Source organism: Planococcus sp. TJ-301 (assembly GCF_058268475.1).
This window is the reverse complement of sequence record NZ_JBZDOH010000001.1, coordinates 99494-114609: the sequence shown is the minus strand read 5'-3', so window position 1 is coordinate 114609 and position 15116 is coordinate 99494. Positions and strand designations below refer to the sequence as shown.

13 protein-coding genes are annotated in these 15116 nt (G+C 47.5%); 2 read left to right on the top strand and 11 right to left on the bottom strand.

Translation table 11 applies throughout. The features are described from left to right. Positions 1 to 82: 82 nt before the first annotated feature. From citZ to AC4EHJ_RS00580, 9 genes are all read right to left on the bottom strand, one after another. Entirely contained in the window at positions 83 to 1198 is a 1116-nt protein-coding gene (citZ, locus tag AC4EHJ_RS00620; RefSeq protein WP_490973676.1) for a citrate synthase, read from the bottom strand. A gap of 185 nt (positions 1199 to 1383) precedes the next feature. Beyond that, positions 1384 to 1767 (bottom strand): FxsA family protein, encoded by a 384-nt coding sequence (locus AC4EHJ_RS00615; protein WP_490973675.1) that lies wholly within the window; start codon positions 1765 to 1767, stop codon positions 1384 to 1386. A 24-nt stretch (positions 1768 to 1791) separates the two neighbouring features. Further along, positions 1792 to 3552 carry a pyruvate kinase gene (gene pyk / locus AC4EHJ_RS00610; protein ID WP_490973674.1) on the bottom strand — a complete coding sequence of 587 codons (1761 nt, stop codon included), beginning with the start codon at positions 3550 to 3552 and terminating at the stop codon, positions 1792 to 1794. Positions 3553 to 3573: 21 nt separating this feature from the next. Further along, a complete protein-coding gene (pfkA, locus tag AC4EHJ_RS00605; RefSeq protein ID WP_490973673.1) occupies positions 3574 to 4533 on the bottom strand; it encodes a 6-phosphofructokinase in 960 nt (319 codons plus the stop codon). Positions 4534 to 4714: 181 nt separating this feature from the next. Further along, a complete protein-coding gene (gene accA / locus AC4EHJ_RS00600; protein ID WP_490973672.1) occupies positions 4715 to 5698 on the bottom strand; it encodes an acetyl-CoA carboxylase carboxyl transferase subunit alpha in 984 nt (327 codons plus the stop codon). Next, a complete protein-coding gene (accD, locus tag AC4EHJ_RS00595; protein ID WP_490973671.1) occupies positions 5685 to 6563 on the bottom strand; it encodes an acetyl-CoA carboxylase, carboxyltransferase subunit beta in 879 nt (292 codons plus the stop codon). The genes accA and accD overlap by 14 nt, the downstream gene beginning before the upstream one ends. After that, entirely contained in the window at positions 6547 to 7197 is a 651-nt protein-coding gene (locus AC4EHJ_RS00590; RefSeq protein ID WP_490973670.1) for a FadR/GntR family transcriptional regulator, read from the bottom strand. The genes accD and AC4EHJ_RS00590 overlap by 17 nt, the downstream gene beginning before the upstream one ends. Positions 7198 to 7310: 113 nt before the next feature. Continuing rightward, positions 7311 to 10367, bottom strand: coding sequence for a DNA polymerase III subunit alpha (gene dnaE, locus AC4EHJ_RS00585; RefSeq protein WP_490975589.1), 3057 nt, complete (start codon positions 10365 to 10367; stop codon positions 7311 to 7313). A 21-nt stretch (positions 10368 to 10388) separates the two neighbouring features. After that, a complete protein-coding gene (locus AC4EHJ_RS00580; RefSeq protein ID WP_490973669.1) occupies positions 10389 to 11327 on the bottom strand; it encodes a DHH family phosphoesterase in 939 nt (312 codons plus the stop codon). A gap of 93 nt (positions 11328 to 11420) precedes the next feature. On the opposite strand from AC4EHJ_RS00580, the gene AC4EHJ_RS00575 reads away from it, so the two are divergent. Further along, entirely contained in the window at positions 11421 to 11720 is a 300-nt protein-coding gene (locus AC4EHJ_RS00575) for a YtpI family protein (RefSeq protein WP_490973668.1), read from the top strand. Between the two features lie 63 nt (positions 11721 to 11783). Here AC4EHJ_RS00575 and AC4EHJ_RS00570 read toward each other — a convergent pair whose 3' ends face one another. Both AC4EHJ_RS00570 and AC4EHJ_RS00565 read right to left on the bottom strand, forming a co-directional pair. Beyond that, positions 11784 to 13091 (bottom strand): DRTGG domain-containing protein, encoded by a 1308-nt coding sequence (locus tag AC4EHJ_RS00570; RefSeq protein WP_490973667.1) that lies wholly within the window; start codon positions 13089 to 13091, stop codon positions 11784 to 11786. Between the two features lie 147 nt (positions 13092 to 13238). Further along, positions 13239 to 13919: a metal-dependent hydrolase gene (locus AC4EHJ_RS00565; protein WP_490973666.1), complete on the bottom strand. Its 681-nt coding sequence runs from the start codon at positions 13917 to 13919 to the stop codon at positions 13239 to 13241. 96 nt (positions 13920 to 14015) lie between these two features. Here AC4EHJ_RS00565 and AC4EHJ_RS00560 point away from each other — a divergent pair, with 96 nt between their 5' ends. Continuing rightward, a complete protein-coding gene (locus tag AC4EHJ_RS00560) occupies positions 14016 to 15113 on the top strand; it encodes a M24 family metallopeptidase (protein ID WP_490973665.1) in 1098 nt (365 codons plus the stop codon). Positions 15114 to 15116: the final 3 nt, after the last annotated feature.

Here is a 15116-nt window from a genome sequence, read left to right as displayed (position 1 = left end):
CGGCAAAAGTTGCCCGCCCTAAATTTAAGTGGTTTTACCGGCACATCGCTGATCGATATGCCCGTTGAACACGTATTGCTGTTTATCTTTCGTTTACTGGAACATATTTTTGCATTCCAGGCCCGATGTATTCAGCACGCGGACGGATTAGGCGGTTGTTTGAATATTGCTCCAAAATGTGGGCAAGCCAGCCTGAAGTACGTGATACTGCGAAAATCGGCGTGAACAAGTCATGCTCGATGTTTAAAGAATGGTAGACGGATGCCGAATAGAAGTCGACATTCGGCGGAAGATTTTTCTGGCCGCTGACGATTTCGTCAATCTTAATCGACATTTCGTACCATTTTTCTTCTCCGCGGATTTTCGTCAATTTCTGAGACATTTCACGCAAGTGTTTTGCACGTGGGTCGCCTTTGCGGTAAACGCGGTGGCCAAAGCCCATGATTTTTTCCTTGTTCGCCAATTTCTCATTGATGAAGGTTTCTACGTTATCCACTGAACCGATTTCAGTCAACATTTTCATCACCTGTTCGTTTGCTCCGCCATGCAATGGGCCTTTCAAAGCGCCGATAGCTGCAGTTACGCCCGAATAGACGTCTGAAAGAGTAGCGACTGCAACGCGAGCAGTAAATGTAGATGCGTTCAATTCGTGGTCAGCGTGAAGCACTAACGCTTTGTTGAATGCTTCTTCTTCGATGTCCGCTGGAACGTTTCCAGAAAGCATGTAAAGGAAGTTCGCCGCGAAACTCAAATCATTTTTCGGTGCAACCGGCTCTTGGCCGCTGCGAACGCGTGCGAAGGCAGTCACCAAAGTAGCAATCTTGGCCTGGATGCGGATCGCTTTGCGGTAGTTCGCTTCAGGGTTCATCACTTCAGCTTCTTCATCGAACAAGCCAAGCATCGATACGGCTGTACGCAATGCCGCCATCGGATGAACTTTTTTGATTTCGTATGTTTTAAAATGATCCAATACTGCCTGCGGCACTGACATATTATCAGCCAATTGCTGTTTTAGTTCAGTTAACTCATCCGCTTTCGGCAAGCGCTGGTGCCATAATAGATAAATCACTTCTTCAAAGCTGGCATTGTTTGCCAAATCATCGATATCGTAGCCAACGTATGTAAGAGTGTCATCAATAATTGAACTGATGGCTGATTGTGTAGCTACTACACCTTCTAAACCTTTTGACGATGTCATTAAAATCGCTCCTTTTACTGTATTTCACCATTCCAAAAAAAAACCCCGAATGATGGGTTATCCACTTTTTTCGAGCATGAATAAATTTCCTTACCTAGCCATTATAATCAACATTGTAGAATTTGTGAATGAAAACGCTTGTTTTCGTGAAACTTTTCTCAAAATAACGATAGGTTCACTCGGAATTATCTCACGATAACCCGAGTGCCACTCATCTTTTTCTGAATTATTTTGCCGGCAATCGGCTTGTAGATTTTTTGGGTTGGTTTGAACAGCAGTGATAGCCCGATTGCATCGGAGATGAATCCAGGAGTCAAAAGCAAAACGCCGCCGACCAGCACAAATGCCGCGTTAATTAGGTGTTCGCCTGGCGGCTGCAAGCGCCCCATGCTGTCCTGGATGTCTCTAAGTGCTTTCAATCCTTGTTTCTTAGCCAAAAAAGCACCCAACATCCCTGTCGCTATGATCAATCCAAGCGTTGGGAAGATTCCCATGGCGTCGCTCGCCCATAAAAGCAGCGTAAGTTCCAGTGTCGGGACGATGATTAAAGCCAAGAAAAACCATTTCATAACGATTTACCCTCCTTGCTGAACTTATAAAACACTAGCATGGCCGTCATAGATAATGCCTGTTTCTGCATCTATCGTAACGTCGTAATCGTTCTTGATTAATGATGTGGCACCTTCAACTCCGACAATGACCGGAATTCCCAGGCTCAAACCGACTACAGCTGCATGGCTTGTCAATCCGCCTTCTTCAGTAATCAGCCCTGCACATTTCTCTATGGCTGGCATCATATCGCGATCTGAACCGATTGTTACTATAATTTTGCCGGTAGCGTCATAAGCCAGTGCTTCTTCTGAGTTTTTTACGACAAGTGTTCTGCCGAAAGCGCTCATTCTGCCAATGCCTTGGCCTTGCGCTATGCTATCGCCAATGAGATGAACTTTCATCAAATTGGTCGTGCCTGCTTGCCCAACCGGAACGCCTGCAGTAATGACAACCAAGTCGCCATGTTTTACAAAATGATGGCGCAAGCTTTCATCCACTGCATTTTCAAGAACTTCATCGGTCGATTTTACTTCTTTGCCGACAATTGGCTGAACGCCCCAGACAAGTGTAAGTTTGCGTGACGGACGGTCAGATGAAGTCACAGCAATGATCGGCACACCTGGACGGTATTTTGAAATCATCTTCGCCGTATGGCCGCTTTCTGTTGGAGCAATAATCGCTTTCACTTTTAAGTTCAGTGCGGTATAGGCTACTGCCTGGCCGATTGCTTCCGTCATATTGGGCTCTTTTTCCTTGCGGCGGTTATCGACTAGCTGTTTATAATTCAACGCTGCTTCCGTTGTCACCGCAATACGGTGCATCGTTTCAACTGATTCAACCGGATAAATTCCGGCAGCTGTTTCGCCTGACAACATGATTGCATCAGTTCCGTCAAAGATGGCGTTAGCAACATCGCTTGCTTCTGCTCTTGTCGGACGCGGGTTGCGCTGCATGGAATCGAGCATTTGCGTAGCCGTGATAACCGGCTTGCCTGCACTATTGCATTTTTCAATTAAAGATTTTTGGACAAGCGGCACTTCTTCTGCTGGAATCTCTACGCCGAGATCCCCTCGCGCAACCATCAGGCCGTCAGATACAACAAGGATTTCATCGATGTTGTCGACGCCTTCCTGATTCTCGATTTTCGGTATGATTTGGATATGCGAACCGTTGTTATTTTCCAAATGGCCACGGATTTCCATAACATCAGATGCTCTGCGGACAAACGAAGCCGCTACAAAATCCACGTTTTGTTCAATTCCGAAAAGGATATCCTGGGCATCTTTTTCAGTCATGCCTGGCAATTGAACAGAAACGCCAGGTACGTTTACGCCTTTTTTCGTTTTTAATGTCCCTGCATTTTCGACAACTGTATGAAGCAGTCCTTTTTCCTTATCAATGCCAGTAACATGCAATTCGATTAATCCGTCATCAAGCAAGATGACCGATCCGACATGCACATCATCGATCAATTGGCCGTAGCTGATTGAGAACATTTCCTTGGTTCCCAACACTTCAGTCATAGAGATGGCGATGTTTTGTCCGGTCTCCAAATCGATTGAGTCATTTTCCATTTGGTGGGTACGGATTTCCGGGCCTTTCGTATCGAGCAGAATGCCGACGATTTTCCCTGTTTTTGCTGCCGCTTCACGGATTCGTTTGATGCGTAGTGCGTGTTCTTCGTGATTGCCATGGGAAAAATTCAAGCGGGCCACATTCATTCCCGCATTGATTAGTTCTTCTAGAAGCTCCGGTGTTTCACTTGCCGGCCCAATTGTACAGACGATTTTCGTTTTTCTCAATGTGCTCACTCCAATATGCTTTTAAATTGATAGTTCTTTAGATAATTTATACAGGCTCATATCCGCTTTGCGTTTCTGCTTGAATGCTTCTTCCATATCATAGTCGACAACTTGGTTGTTGACCATGCCAATCGCTTGTCCACCTTCACCTTTTAGCAATGCTTCCACTGCCCGTGCGCCGAACAAACTGCCAAGCACCCGGTCACGCGCGGTTGGTGAACCGCCCCGCTGGATATGCCCAAGTACAGAGATGCGCGTCTCAGTATCCGATTTCTCCGCAAGCAGGCTTGCCAGATCTTGTGCGCTCATGACACCTTCAGCTACGATGATGATACTGTGCTTCTTGCCGCGCTTCTTCCCTTTTTCCAACCTGTCAATCATATCATCCAAGTCAAAATCTTGTTCCGGTATCAGGATGGTTTCTGCTCCACCGGCAAGCCCTGCCCATAAAGCGAGGTCCCCTGCATCGCGGCCCATTACTTCTATTATAAATGTCCGTTCATGGCTCGTGGCAGTATCGCGGATTTTATCAATCGCTTCAATTACCGTATTCAATGCTGTATCAAAACCGATTGTGTAATCCGTGCCCGGAATGTCGTTATCGATCGTTCCTGGGACTCCTACTGCCGGAATCCCTTTTTTCGTAAGTGCCATAGCGCCCCGGTAAGAACCGTCGCCGCCGATGACCACCAGCCCCTCAAGGCCGTGTTCTTTCATATGGGCAATCGCTTTTTCCTGCCCCGCGTCCGTGATAAATTCCGGACATCTTGCAGAATACAAAGCTGTCCCGCCGCGTTGTATGATATCGCCGACGTCTCCGGCTTCAAGTTTGGAGATTCTGCCATCGATCAATCCTTGATAGCCGCTGTAGACTCCGTAAACTTCAATTCCTTCATAAATACCTTTGCGCACGACAGCCCTTACTGCAGCATTCATGCCTGGGGAATCTCCCCCGCTAGTTAAAACGCCGATCTTTTTCATGCAAATCCCTCCTGCCAATCCATTTACTCATTTCACCTTACCACGCTAGCACCTGACTGTCAGTCTTGAAAACCCTATTGTTCTGTTAATTTTTCGTTATTTTACCATTAAAACTCTGCTATCTGAAAAGTTGGCAATCCCTCTTGACTGCTGAAACGAAAAAAACCGCCGAAGCGGTCCTTTATTCACTAAAAACGCCTATTGATTTGAATTTTGCATAACGCTGGTTGATTAATTCTTCGGCGTTCAGTTTATTCAGCTCAGCAAGCGATTCTTTAATCGCTTCAGTCATGAATGCAGCTTGTTTCTGAGAATTATGGTGCGCGCCTCCGCGCACTTCTGGAATCATGCGCTCGATAATGCCCATTTCAAGCAAATCGGGTGCGGTGATTTTCATCGCCTCAGCCGCTGTCTGCGCAAGCGCAGAATCTTTCCAAAGTATCGATGCAGCACCTTCCGGCGAAATGACCGAGAAGGTTGAATTCTCTAGCATCAAAATATGGTTTCCGACACCCAGCGCAAGCGCGCCGCCGCTGCCGCCTTCGCCGATGACGATCGACAAGACAGGTACTTCAAGGCCAGCCATTTCGACAAGGTTGCGTGCAATTGCTTCACTTTGGCCGCGTTCTTCAGCTGCTTTGCCCGGATAGGCACCTTTCGTATCGATCAGGCAAATGATCGGGCGTTTAAACTTCTCAGCTTGCTTCATCAGGCGGAGGGCTTTGCGATAACCTTCCGGATGGGGCATGCCGAAATTGCGGCGGATATTTTCTTTTGTACTTTTTCCGCGCTGATGGCCGATCACCGTAACAGGCTGCCCTTCAAAAGAAGCGATGCCGCCGACAATGGCCTCGTCATCGCCGTATAACCGGTCGCCGTGGAATTCAATAAACTCTTCAAAAATTAGCGGGATATAATCCAAAGTTGTTGGACGCTCTGGATGCCGCGCCACTTGGACACGATCCCAAGGCTTCATGTTTTCGTAAATGTCATTCTCCAGCTTTGATAAACGATCTTCGAGGCTTTTGATTTCCGAACTCAAATCCACATCCGCCGTAGCGGAATACTCTTTCAACTCATTGATTTTTTTATGCAATTGAATCAATGGTTCTTCGAAGCCCATCGATTTTGGCGCACCTTTTTTTGACAATTTATGCTTGGGCATTGTGTTCAGCCCCTTTCGCGTGAAGTTTAACGATTGCCGTTAAGGTTTCTTTCATTTTACCGCGGTGGACGACGGCATCTAATTGACCATGGTCCAACAGGAACTCGGCTGTCTGGAAATCTTCCGGAAGTTTTTCGCGCACGGTTTGTTCAATGACCCGGCGGCCCGCAAAGCCAATGAGCGCTTTCGGTTCCGCGATATTGATATCGCCAACCGATGCAAAACTGGCCGAGACGCCGCCAGTTGTCGGATGTGTCAAAATGGAAACGAATAAGAGCCCGGCATTGCTATGGCGCTTTAAAGCAACGCTTGTCTTTGCCATTTGCATAAGCGACAAGACACCTTCTTGCATGCGTGCACCGCCGCTCGCTGTAAAAATCAAAAACGGAATCCCGCGGCTAGTTGCCGCTTCGATGGCACGGGTGATTTTTTCTCCAACAACAGAGCCCATCGAACCCATGCGGAAATGCGAATCCATGACAGCAATAGAAATTTCATGGCTGCCAATTTTGCCGATTCCAGTCAACACAGCTTCGTTCAAGCCGGTCTTTTCACTATCGGACTTAATTTTTTCTGCGTAGCCGGGAAAGCCGAGCGGATTCTCGGATTTCAAATGGTCATCCATCGAGTGGAAAGATCCCTCATCCAACAAGCTGTCAATCCGTTCGTAGGCAGTCATTTTAAAATGATGGTCGCATTTCGGGCAAACTTTCAATAATTTTGTCAAATCTTTCGTCAAGGTGATTTCTTTGCATTCCGGGCATTTCGTCATCAGCCCTTCCGGCACATCCTTGGATTTCTTTGAAGGGATCGTTGCTTCTCTATCTTCTTTATTGCGTTTAAACATTTCACGAATTATCGCCATTTAGCATTCTCCTTTTTTCTATCCATTCGCTCCAGGTTTTAAAAGCGTGGATCGCCTTCTCTTCTTGCTGTTCTTCAAGTGCATCCAATATCGGAAGCATAAATTCCTTTTCGTCTTCGGCCACTTCGTGGGAATATGGGCTGCCGCTGTATTGATGCAGCAAAAACCATATTTTCAACGACAAGCGGTTGCCGGACAAGACCATCAATTCACGTACAAAATCGGTCCGTTGGAAACTTTCGCCTTCGAGCCTTTTCTTAAAGCTGTCCCAAATACGCAGCTCCGCCAACGCTTTGTTTTGGCAGATAGACTGGATTGCCGAAATTTCGTGCAACAACCTTGTCTCCCAGACATCTTCCCGGGATTGGTTGTCCTGCAATATGAAAGTGGATAAAACCTCCACTAGTTTGTGATTGCGATGGTCGGACAGGAACGTTCCTTCTCCCCTGCGTGTTTCGATGAGCCCTAATAATTCAAGGCTTCGCAGCGCTTCCCTGAGCGTCGATCTGCCGACTTGAAGTTTTTCAGCCAATTCCCTTTCAGATGGAATGCGGTCGCCCGGCCTGATTTTCTCATGCCGAATCATGTCTCGGATTTCTTTGACAATGTCTAAATATCGCTTTGATTGATTCATGGTCGCCCCTATTTCCCATTAATTTGAAAGTGGTCTGGCCACTCATATTGTTTAGAATACAAAACTTTTTGCCATACGTAAAGAAAAAACTGCCTTTCTTGGAAGAAAGGCAGTCAGCTGTGGATCGTTTTGCATATAATGGTTGTTTTTTGGTTGCGATTTTCAATGGTGCCGTGCACTTCCAAAATGGCGTTCATTTCGAGCAATGCGTTGAACTTGGCGTATTCAGCCGGAAATAATGTAACAGATGCAGGCCCGGTATCATCCTGCAATGTGACGAACCCCATTGCGTCCCCTTTTTTTGTACGAATCCGCTTGACATCCTCCACCATTCCGAGCACAAGAACGGGTTCGCGGTCTTTGCAGTTTTTTAATTCCCCTAAATCAGCAAAAGATTTTTGCCGCTGTTCTTTTTCCCGCGCAATCGGATGCGTCGACAAATAAAAGCCTAGAACTTCTTTTTCAAAATCGAGTTTCAAGTTTTCCGGCATCGGCGAAGCTTTAGCGTATTTCGGCTTCATGAAGCTTGACCCCATATCGTCAAAAAGCCCAGGTTCCTCGTTCGGCTTAACTAGTTCAGCGTGTTTCACAGCACTGTCGAGCGACGCCAGAAGAACTCCTCTATCCAGTCCAAAACCATCCAAAGTGCCCGCTTTTATCAGCGGTTCAAACGCTTTTCTAGTAAAATGCACGGCAGAAATGCGTTCTGCAATATTGAACATGCTGGTGAATGGACCTTCTTTGCGCGCATTCAGCAATGTTTTGATGGCACTGCCTGGCACGCTTTTCACCGAATTCAGCCCGATCCGGATCCCTCCATCATCCACTGAAAACGAGTAGCTGCTTTCTTGGATTGATGGTGGAAGAACCGGGATATTGCGCCCTTTTATCTCCAGCAGCAACTGCTGAATCTTTTCGTTATTGCCTGCGCTGTTCGCCAGCATTGCCGCATAAAACGGAAGGGCGTAATGCGTTTTCATAAATGCCATTTGATAAGAAATCATGCTATAGGCGACTGCGTGGCTTTTCGGGAATCCATAATCTGCAAAACGGACGATCAAATCGTAGACTTCAGTCGCTGCATCGGCAGGAAAGCCTTTTGCAGCTGCGCCTTTTGTAAAGTTCAGACGCTGCTCATCGAGAATTTCACGTTTCTTTTTGCTGACTGCCCTCCGAAGCAGGTCGGCTTCTCCTAGCGAAAATCCTGCCATCTGGGCAGCAATCTGCATAATTTGCTCCTGGTAGACAATAACTCCGTAAGTTTCTGCGAGAATCGGCTCCAGTATTGGATGGGCGTAAGCCACGGTTTCCTGTTTGTGCTTGCGGCGAGCATATAACGGAATAAATTCCATCGGACCTGGCCGGAACAATGCGTTGACCGCTACGATATCGCCGAAAGCCGTCGGTTTGACTTGCTGCAGCGAGCGTCTCATCCCATCGCTTTCAAGCTGGAATATGCCCGTCGTGTCGCCTTTTGCAAGCAGGGCATAGGTGGCATCGTCTTGGAGCGGAATTTTGCGGTAATCGATCCATTTTCCACTTTGGCGATGCAGCAGCCGGCGTATTTGTTCGAGAATCGTCAAGTTCCGCAGGCCTAGAAAATCCATTTTCAGCAGCCCGATTTGTTCCAGCTCCCCCATTGGCCATTGGGTGATATAGATGTCTTCACTTCCTTTTTCAATCGGTACAAGGTCGACAAGCGGAGCCGGGCTTAATATCACGCCTGCAGCATGTGTCGAGGCATGCCGAGGCAGCCCCTCTAATTTCAATGCTGTTTTGAACCATGTTTTCCGTTCTTCTTTGGAAGTGACCCAATCGCTGAATTTGGGGGATTCTTTTAATGCTGACCTTAGAGTCGTCCCTAGACGGTTCGGAATCATCTTGGAAATTGCCTCCAGCTCTTCCGCCTCGAAACCGAAAACCCTAGCGGTATCGCGTGCGACCGCTTTTGCAGATAAGGTTCCGAACGTAATGATCTGAGCGGTTTTATCTTTGCCATATTTTCGTGCGACATATTCCACAACTTCATGGCGCCGATGGTCAGCGAAATCGATATCAATATCCGGCAGCGTCACGCGTTCCGGATTTAAGAAACGTTCAAATAACAACCCATGTTCTAGTGGATCAACGTCTGTAATGCGCAAAGAAAAAGCAACAAGTGAACTGGCAGAAGATCCCCTGCCCGGCCCTGTCAGAATTTCTTGATCACGGGCAAACTTCATAAAGTCGGCGACAATCAAAAAGTAATCGATGAAGCCCATTTGGCTTATGACCCCTAATTCATACGACAGCCGCTGTGAATAGTCCGCAGTTGTTCCAGGCAGCCGCTCCTCAAGGCCAGTCTTGCAAAGTTCTTCTATGTAACGCAAACGGTCCGTCCCTTCCGGAAGCGGGAACAGCGGCAGCAATTGCCTGTTCAGAGCAATCGTCACTTTGCAGTCCGCCAACAACGCAGCTGCTTCAGTGATCCATTCCGGACGGTCTGAGAACCAGCCAGCAAATTCTTGGGTTGATGGCACATATGCTTTTGCGTGCCCAGGCTTTTTGCGTTCCGGGTCATTCATTTTCAAACCTTGACCGATTGCTGAAGCTACTTCAAAAGCAAATGCATCCTCTTCGCGCAAGTAGCGGCATTCTTGTGTGGAGAAGATTGCAAGCCCGATTTCGGTGCATTGCGCCACAAATCCTTCTTCGTATTCCGTCCGTTCCCCTCCTGGGCGGCTAACACTCGCGAAGCACTCCGCACCAAATACTGACTGCAAATAACGAAACGCTTTACTCCGGTCTGTCAGCGTCCATTGGATGGAATTCGGAATTACACAGACCAGCCCGTCTTTGTAAGCTTTGAGCCATTGCTCTGGAATTGAATTTTTATCGCGGGTCGACAACGCGCTCGTTATTTTCAATAAATTTTGGTAGCCTGCATTGGACCGGGCATACAGCACCACTGGATATTCCTGCCCATCGAATTCAATAAACGCCGAAAGGCCGGCCACCGCATGGATGCCTGCCTTTTTGCACGCTTCCCAAAAGGGCAGTATGCCGTATAATTTCGTATTAACGATGGCAGCCGCGACGGCCCCTTGCTGTTTCAGGAAAGGGAATAGTTCGTCAAGGCGCACCGTGCTTTTCAGCAGATCAGCCGAAGTGCTTATATGCGGGTAGACCATTGACAACACAATCCCTCCTTTTTATGATGAGCAAATTTCATTCAGGCGCGCAACAACTCGGTCCGCTTCTTCCCATGAATAAGCTGTAGCACCAGAAGCCATTGGATGGCCCCCGCCCCCGAACTCTTTTGCCAAGCCGTTGATGACCGGGCCTTTAGAGCGCAGGCGGACACGGATTTCATTTTCTTCTTCGATAAAAATGACCCATGCTTTCAAGTCTTTGACGTTGCCTAAGGAACCGACTAGAAGCGAAGTTTCCGTCGCTGTAACGCCGAACTCCTTTAAAATATCCATTGTGATTTTGACATGGGCGGCTCCACTGCTTTCCATAACAAAGTTCTGATAAATATAGCCCTGCAGATGCAGAAGGCTACGGTCCATTTCATACAAGCCGTTGTGGAGTTCGTTGCGATCGAAATCCGCTTTGATCAATTCACCGGCTACGTCGAACGTCTTTTCTGTCGTGCTCGGAAACAGGAATCGGCCTGTATCGGCGATTATGCCGGCATATAGCTGGCGCGCGGCTGAAGCCGGCAGATCCCAACCCTTGTGCTGGCGCCCGAAAGCGAACAATTCGAAAACGAGTTCAGAAGCAGAACTGGCTTTGGTATCGACCAAAAGCAGGTCCCCATAAGCGTCGTCATTCGGGTGGTGATCGATTTTCACTACTTTTTCCCCGGTCTTGTAACGTTGGTCATCGACGCGTTCGGTATTGGCAGTATCCGTTACGATTACAAGTGCGCCTCTAAAGTCCTGGTCTTCAACCGTATCCGGAAATCCGAGAAAGTCGAGCGTAAAATCGTGTTCGCCTGCCGCCAGAACTTGTTTTTCCGGATAATTATGCTGGAGGAGATATTTCAGGCCAAGCTGCGACCCGTAAGCATCAGGGTCCGGGCGGACATGGCGATGGATAATGATCTTGCTATACTGTTCAATTGTGTCGATGATTTGACTGTTCATATCCAAGTTCCTCCATTTATAAGGAAATCCATTCGCAATTTCATGCTTTTCTAAGTACAATAGATATGAATTATGCATGACAGGAGGTCCCTTATGTTAGTATTTGTATTATTGATCATTGTATCATTTGTTTTTTATTTTTATTATAAAACAAAACAATTCCGCGCGGTGCTGCCGATCCGCAAAAAGTGGTACGGCGCAACCGCATCGTTTTCGTTGGGTGCATTTATGCTGTTTTTCGGCATCAACCAGCTTTTCATCTTCCAGACAGCCGTCACATACATCATTGCCGGCATTTTCATCGTACTCGGCTTGGCAATGATCGTCACGAATTACAAAGCAGCTAAACATTATCACCAATTTGTTGCTGAAGAAGCGCGCTTGAACCAGTAAGCCGAATAATAGTTGCAAGAGCTAAAACCTCTCCTTTTTGGAGAGGTTTTTTCATATCCACTTTTATCGATCAAGCAATTGGAACGTCAATAAGGCTTTTCCGACAATTTCGTTGTCGAACGTTACTTCAACATCCACTTTTGCTGATTTACGGCTAATATCCAAAATTACAGGTTTTATGGATACGGTAGAATCGAGCTGGACCGGATTCAAGTAATAGACGGTCATGTTTTCCAACGCGCTGTCTTTCCGGTTTTTCGTTTTCAAAGCGGCCGTTGCCGCTTCGATCAAAATCATGGAATATGCTCCGTATGAAATCGAGCCGTATGCGTTTGTCATTTGCGGCGTCACTTTAAAATCGAGCGCCAGTTTGTCGGCTGACTGCTGATTCAGCTGGCTCTTGATGATGTCGTCAATTGTTTCGCCTTGCTGCGGCTGGCGCTGTGCGGTCTGGATCGCTTTCAGCACATCTTGCCTGCTGATAACGCCTTTCAGCTTGCCCTGGTCATTCGCCACTGGAAGCAAATCGATTCCTTCCCAGATCATGCGGTGCCCGGCAGCGGCGACACTGGTCTGCATAGAAACGGTGATGGGATCTTTTGTCATGACTTTCTCGACCATTTCAGATGGCGCGTGCCCCATAACGTCGCGTGAAGTAATGATGCCGACAAGCTTGCCATTGTCATCTACCACGGGAAATCCGCCATGGGATGTTTCTTCGTTCTTTTCATGGTAGCGGCTGATCGAGTCTTTTTCATTCAACAGATGTGTTTCTTCAAGGGGGATCAATATGTCTTCGGTCAACAGAATTTCTTTTTTGATCAATTGATCGTAAATCGCCCGGTTGATCATCGTTGCCACTGTAAACGTGTCATAACTGGTCGAAATGATCGGCAATTCGTATTCATCTGCCAGTTTCTTGACTGTGTCGGAAGCTTCGAAACCACCTGTCACGAGGACTGCGGCTCCAGCTTGCAAAGCATATTCATGGGCCTTGTAGCGGTTGCCGACAATCAATAGATTGCCCGCTTCGGTATAGCGCATCATATCATCGAGCTGCATCGCACCGATGACAAATTTGGTCAATGATTTATGTAGGCCAGCCCGGCCGCCGAGCACTTGGCCGTCGACGATATTGACGATTTCTGCATATGTGAGCCTTTCGATATTTTCCTTGTTTTTCCGCTCGATGCGGATTGTGCCGACGCGCTCAATCGTTGAAACGAGGCGCTGGACTTCCGCCTCTTTAATCGCGCGATAAGCTGTGCCTTCGCTGACTTGCAGCTCTTTGGCAATTCGGCGCACCGAAATTTTTTCGCCGACCGGAAGTTTTTCGATATATTGCAGGATTTGTTCGTGTTTGGTAGCCATCTTCTCACCTTTTCCTTCTGCATGCTGTTCTTTTCAGTGTACCATATTCCCTAATAAAACAATGATACAGCTGAAGCATCGGAAAGAAAGGCTGCGCACTGGATGCCATAAAAAAAGTCCAGAGAACTGGGTTCTCCGGACCGGCTATTAAATATCAAGGATGGTTCCGATTGCCAATACTGCCACTTCGGCGCTTTTCACCATTTTCTTGAATTCTTCAGGATCTTGCTTGATCGGTGGGAATGTATCGTAATGGATTGGGACAGCTACTTTCGGTTTGATCAGGTCGACTGCGTAAGCTGCATCTTCCGGTCCCATTGTGAAAAAGTCGCCGATCGGCACGAACGCCACATCAATATCGTTTCGTTTACCAATTAATTCCATGTCGCCGAACAAGTCGGTATCGCCCGCGTGGTAGATTGTCTTGCCTTCTGCTTTGAACAAGATGCCGGCTGGCATACCGCCGTAAATCACATCACCGCTTTCTGTTGTATAGGCAGAACTGTGAAATGCTTTTGTGTACTTAACAGTGCCGAAGTCGAATTCATGCGAGCCGCCGAGATTCATGCCGACTGCATCGACTCCTTGCGAACCGAGATAGTTTGCCAATTCAACTGGTGCAACCACCTTGGCATTTTTCTTCTTCGCGAGTTCCACTGTGTCCCCTACGTGGTCGTTATGGGCATGCGTCAGCAAAATTGCATCTGGTTGTTCCGTACTGACATCCAAGTCAGTCAAGCTGTTGCCATTGATGAATGGATCGATTAAAATCGTCTTGCCGTTCGTTTGAATCTTCACTACTGAATGCCCGTGGTATGAAAGCTGCATAGAATCCCTCCTGAGTTTGTTGACAATAGTTTCAAGCAGTAATATACCCTAGTATTTGTTATGCTACACCTATAATAATTTAGAGGAGGACTACATATGGACAAAGTCAACCAATTGGAAAGCTACTTGAACGAATTTGACATCGATGCTGCATTCATCACTAACCCGGATAACGTCTTTTATTTCAGCGGCTTTAAAAGCAACCCGCATGAGCGCTTGCTTGGCATAATGGTATTCAAGGACGCAGAACCTTTCCTGATTTGCCCGCAAATGGAAATGCCGGACGCTAAAAATGCTGGATGGGAAGGTGAAATTATCGGTCATGCCGATACAGACAATTCCATGTCGATCCTCGCGGCCGCTGTTGCAGAGCGGACGGGCAGCCTTGGCAGGTTCGCAATTGAAAAATCGCATATGACGGTCGAACGCTATGACGCGCTTACAGAAGCTATTGGCGAGCTGAAAATTTTAGCATTGGATAATCGAATCAATGCGATGCGCGTCATCAAAGATGAACGTGAACTGCAAATCCTCCGTGAAGCGGCAGAACTCGCTGATTACGCAATTGAAGTCGGCGCTAAAACCTTAAAAGAAGGCATTACGGAAATCGAAGTCATGACGGAAATCGAATTGGCGCTGAAAAAACGCGGTGTCACGCATATGTCATTCGATACCACTGTACTGAGCGGGCCAAAAGCGGCGTCGCCGCATGGCAAGACTGGCGACCGCAAAATCCAAAAAGGCGACCTTGTTCTTTTCGACCTTGGCGTCGTGCACAAAGGCTATTGCTCAGATATTACACGGACGCTTGCTTTCGGCGAGCCGAACGCTGAGCAGATTAAAGTGTATAACTTGGTGCTGAAAGCTGAACTCGCCTCATTAGAAGCCGTCAAACCGGGCGTTACCGCTGCTCAGCTTGATGAAGCTGCGCGAAACGTCATCGAAGATGCAGGGTATGGCGAATTTTTCACGCACCGCCTCGGCCACGGGCTCGGCATTTCGGTCCACGAATTCCCATCCCTTCACGGTTCCAATAACTTGATTATCGAAAGTGGCATGGTGTTTACGTTGGAACCTGGCGTTTACGTTCCAGGCAAAGTCGGCGTGCGCATCGAAGACGATGTCGCTGTTACTGAAACCGGCGTAGAAGTGTTGACGAAATATCCAAAAGAGCTGCAAATTATTCAACCTTGATCA

Bases quoted from the DNA above. Each gene is read 5' to 3' on its own strand.
- AC4EHJ_RS00580 (WP_490973669.1), bottom strand. From the start codon at position 11,327: ATGAACAGTCAAATCATCGACACAATTGAACAGTATAGCAAGATCATT.
- AC4EHJ_RS00570 (WP_490973667.1), bottom strand. From the start codon at position 13,091: ATGGCTACCAAACACGAACAAATCCTGCAATATATCGAAAAACTTCCG.
- accD (WP_490973671.1), bottom strand. From the start codon at position 6,563: ATGGCGATAATTCGTGAAATGTTTAAACGCAATAAAGAAGATAGAGAA.
- pfkA (WP_490973673.1), bottom strand. From the start codon at position 4,533: ATGAAAAAGATCGGCGTTTTAACTAGCGGGGGAGATTCCCCAGGCATG.
- AC4EHJ_RS00560 (WP_490973665.1), top strand. From the start codon at position 14,016: ATGGACAAAGTCAACCAATTGGAAAGCTACTTGAACGAATTTGACATC.
- citZ (WP_490973676.1), bottom strand. From the start codon at position 1,198: ATGACATCGTCAAAAGGTTTAGAAGGTGTAGTAGCTACACAATCAGCC.
- AC4EHJ_RS00590 (WP_490973670.1), bottom strand. From the start codon at position 7,197: ATGAATCAATCAAAGCGATATTTAGACATTGTCAAAGAAATCCGAGAC.
- AC4EHJ_RS00565 (WP_490973666.1), bottom strand. From the start codon at position 13,919: ATGCAGCTTTCATACCACGGGCATTCAGTAGTGAAGATTCAAACGAAC.
- AC4EHJ_RS00575 (WP_490973668.1), top strand. From the start codon at position 11,421: ATGTTAGTATTTGTATTATTGATCATTGTATCATTTGTTTTTTATTTT.
- dnaE (WP_490975589.1), bottom strand. From the start codon at position 10,367: ATGGTCTACCCGCATATAAGCACTTCGGCTGATCTGCTGAAAAGCACG.
- accA (WP_490973672.1), bottom strand. From the start codon at position 5,698: ATGCCCAAGCATAAATTGTCAAAAAAAGGTGCGCCAAAATCGATGGGC.
- AC4EHJ_RS00615 (WP_490973675.1), bottom strand. From the start codon at position 1,767: ATGAAATGGTTTTTCTTGGCTTTAATCATCGTCCCGACACTGGAACTT.